The sequence below is a fragment of the Chromobacterium vaccinii genome, assembly GCF_000971335.1.
GTDB classification, from domain to species: Bacteria; Pseudomonadota; Gammaproteobacteria; order Burkholderiales; family Chromobacteriaceae; genus Chromobacterium; species Chromobacterium vaccinii.
The window spans coordinates 1-2,975 of the sequence record NZ_JZJL01000111.1; the positions used below are offsets into that span (position 1 = coordinate 1).

Annotated in this window: 4 protein-coding genes; all 4 read left to right on the forward strand. The window is 53.6% G+C overall.

Features of this window, described 5'->3' with window-relative positions:
- The coding region (locus tag VL52_RS22775) for a thioesterase domain-containing protein (RefSeq protein ID WP_046159186.1) at positions 1-920 on the forward strand (920 nt) is incomplete at its 5' end.
- A gap of 18 nt (positions 921-938) precedes the next feature.
- Complete coding sequence (locus VL52_RS24280) at positions 939-1,157, forward strand: MbtH family protein (RefSeq protein ID WP_082113906.1); 219 nt, start codon at positions 939-941, stop codon at positions 1,155-1,157.
- On the forward strand, positions 1,154-2,140 hold the full coding sequence (locus tag VL52_RS24285; RefSeq protein WP_082113907.1) for a malate dehydrogenase: 987 nt from the start codon (positions 1,154-1,156) through the stop codon (positions 2,138-2,140). The genes VL52_RS24280 and VL52_RS24285 overlap by 4 nt, the downstream gene beginning before the upstream one ends.
- Positions 2,094-2,975, forward strand: an 882-nt coding sequence (locus VL52_RS22780; RefSeq protein WP_235429364.1) for a condensation domain-containing protein, incomplete at its 3' end; no start/stop codon positions are given. The genes VL52_RS24285 and VL52_RS22780, both read left to right, overlap by 47 nt.

A 2,975-nucleotide genomic window follows, 5' to 3' on the forward strand; every position in this document is an offset into this window, starting at 1 on the left:
ACATGGAGAAGGTTGGCAGGGGAGACAGCTTCTTCGATCTGGGCGGGCACTCGTTGCTGGCGACGCGGCTGATCCGCCGCATCCGCGAAACCTTGGATGTGGAGCTGTCGATCCGCGATCTGTTCGAGGCTCCCTGCGTCACGGAACTGTCCCGGCATATCGCCGAAGGCGGCGACAGCAAGAGCCCTTATCAAGTGTTGATGCCTATTCGGGCCACTGGCGGCCGCCATCCCTTGTTCTGCATTCATCCCGAGGGCGGGTTGGGTTGGAGCTATATCGGGCTGGCTTTGCATCTGGACCATGAGCAACCGATCTACACCCTGCAAGCCCGGGGCCTGGACGGCATGTCGGAGTTGGCTCCGTCGATTCCGGATATGGCTGCCGACTATATCGAGCAAATCCGCAGCATTCAGCCGAATGGCCCCTATCACTTGCTGGGCTGGTCGCTGGGGGGGGTGATCGCTCAGGAAGTGGCGGTGCAGTTGGAGCGGGTCGGGGAAAAGACAGCGTTGCTGGCAATTCTGGATACGTTTCCGATTGAAATCCTGCATGAGGCGATGTTTGGCAAGCAAGCCTGCGCTTATGACCTTTTTGCCCGTGTGGTTCAGGAAATGTATTTGATGCCGATCGAGGAGGCCCGATTGAAGAGCATGTATCTGATCGGTCTCAACCATATGAAGATCACTGCGGCCTTTTCCTCCTCTCATTATGGTGGCGATTTGCTGCTATTTCGCTCCTTGATTCCATATGCCGAAGACGCGCTGATGCCAGAGGCGGATACATGGCAGCCTTATTTGTCTGGCCAATTGGAAGTTCATGACATCGAGTGCACACATATGGACATGATGCAAAGAGATGTTTTGAAAATAATTGGTCCTGTTCTCGAGTCGAAGTTGTCTGTCACCGCTGTCAAGCAATAATCCATAAGGAATCTTCTGATGAGCAATCCCTTTGATGATAAAGATGGTGTGTTTCTGGTTCTGATCAATGACGAGAATCAGCATTCTCTATGGCCGGATTATATTGCGGTTCCAGCAGGATGGAGCCAGAGCTTTGGCCCTGCCTCCAAGCAAACTTGCCTTGATTATATAGAAACAAGTTGGACTGATATGAGGCCTAAAAGCCTGATTGATGCAATGGAGTGCGATGATAAATGAAAAATTCCGTCCGTGTAGCTATTTCTGGTGCGGCTGGCCGCATTGCCAATAACTTGTTGTTCAGTATTGCAAGTGGCCAGCTATTGGGTGATCAGCAACCAATATCGCTGAGTTTGCTGGAGACGCCTGCCAGGTTGTCAATGCTTAATGGCATTGCGATGGAGCTGCACGACGGAGTTTTTCCATTACTTGCCGGAGTAGAGGTGAGCGATGATCCATGGCAGGCTTTTGAGGGCGCGGATTATGTTTTTCTGATCAGTTCGCCGCTCGATAGCCTGGCCACGGCATCAAAGACTGCTGATGCGAGAATGGAGCAGCATGGCAATACTTTCGCTCTTCATGGCAAGGCATTGAATGATGTGGCTAGCCGCGATGTCAAGATACTGGTTATCAGCAATCCCGTGATGATCAATGCATTGATGGTTCAGCGCAACGCTCCAGATTTGAATTCGTCTTGTATTTCTGCATTGATGCGGCTGGATCATAATCGCGCTCATGCTTTATTGGCGCATAAAGCTGGAGCCAGCCTCGCTGATGTGAGGAAAGTGATTGTTTGGGGTAATCACAGCTCTACTCAATACCCGGATTTTTATCATGCCACTATTGGCGGAGTCCGCGTGGATGCCTTGTTGGAGAATGACTGGCTGCATCAAGTTTCAATTGGCCTTGTCAGGCAGCGAGGGTATGCAGTGATTGATGCTTATGGTGGTTTGCGAGCGGCATCCTCAGCAGCTAAAGCGGCCATCGATCATATGCGGGACTGGATTTTTGGAACCAGGGACGGCGATTGGACCTCGATGGGTGTTTTGTCGGATGGTTCATATGGAATCCCTTCTGGAATCTTCTTTGGTTTTCCAGTTGTAGCCGATGGTGGACAGGTGAATATTGTGCAGGGATTGCAAATTTGCCCTGAAAGATTGGAAAAAATACATCACAGTGCCGACGAAATTTATCGACGGTGTCAGCAATTCAATTTGTTGTAAGTCTTCGGCTTTTTATCTCACCCATTCTCCTGTTTTCAGAAATGGTTTTTATTCTGACCTTTTTATGGTTCAACAGAGTGACGGTATGAGCAAAATAACAGCAGGAATTTCTTCCGCGCAGATGGAAATATGGCTGGCGCAACAGCTGATGCCGGATTCGCCGAATAATATTGCCGAGTATCTGCATCTTTCCGGTCCGTTGGATCCAGATTTGTTTTTCAAAACCTTGCGGCAGGTCGCGAGCGAGACGCCGGCATTGCAGGTCAATTTTTCCATTGAGGATGGACGGCCTTGCCCGGTTAGCCGCGTCCATGAGGACTGGAGTCCTGATTTCATCGATGTATCGACGCACGGCGAGCCGGAACACGCAGCCCTGCGCGCCATGCGGGAGCGGGTGGAGAAACCCTTCGATCTGGCGCGGGACGCGTTGTTTCGCTGGACCTTGATCCGCCTGGCCGACGAGCGCCACATCTTCTGCCATGTGTATCACCACATCGCGATGGATGTCGCCGGCTATGTGATGCTGCTGCAGCGCATAGCCGAGGTTTACGGCGCGCTGCGGGAAGGCCAGCCGGCACCGGCCTGCGGTTTCGCCGATGCGGATGCCATCGTCCGCGAGGAAGAGCGCTACCGCCAGTCGGAGCAGTTCGCGGTCGACCGGGCATTCTGGCAAGCGCGCTCGGCCGAGCTGGCGACGGCGGAGCCGCCGCTGCCGGCGGCCGATGGCCCGTTCCTGGCGTTCGCCCAGACGGCGGTGATTCCGGAAGACGCCTGCGGCGGGCTGCGGATGACGGCCGAGCGGCTGGGCGTCTCCCAGTCCCGTTTGCTGACAGCG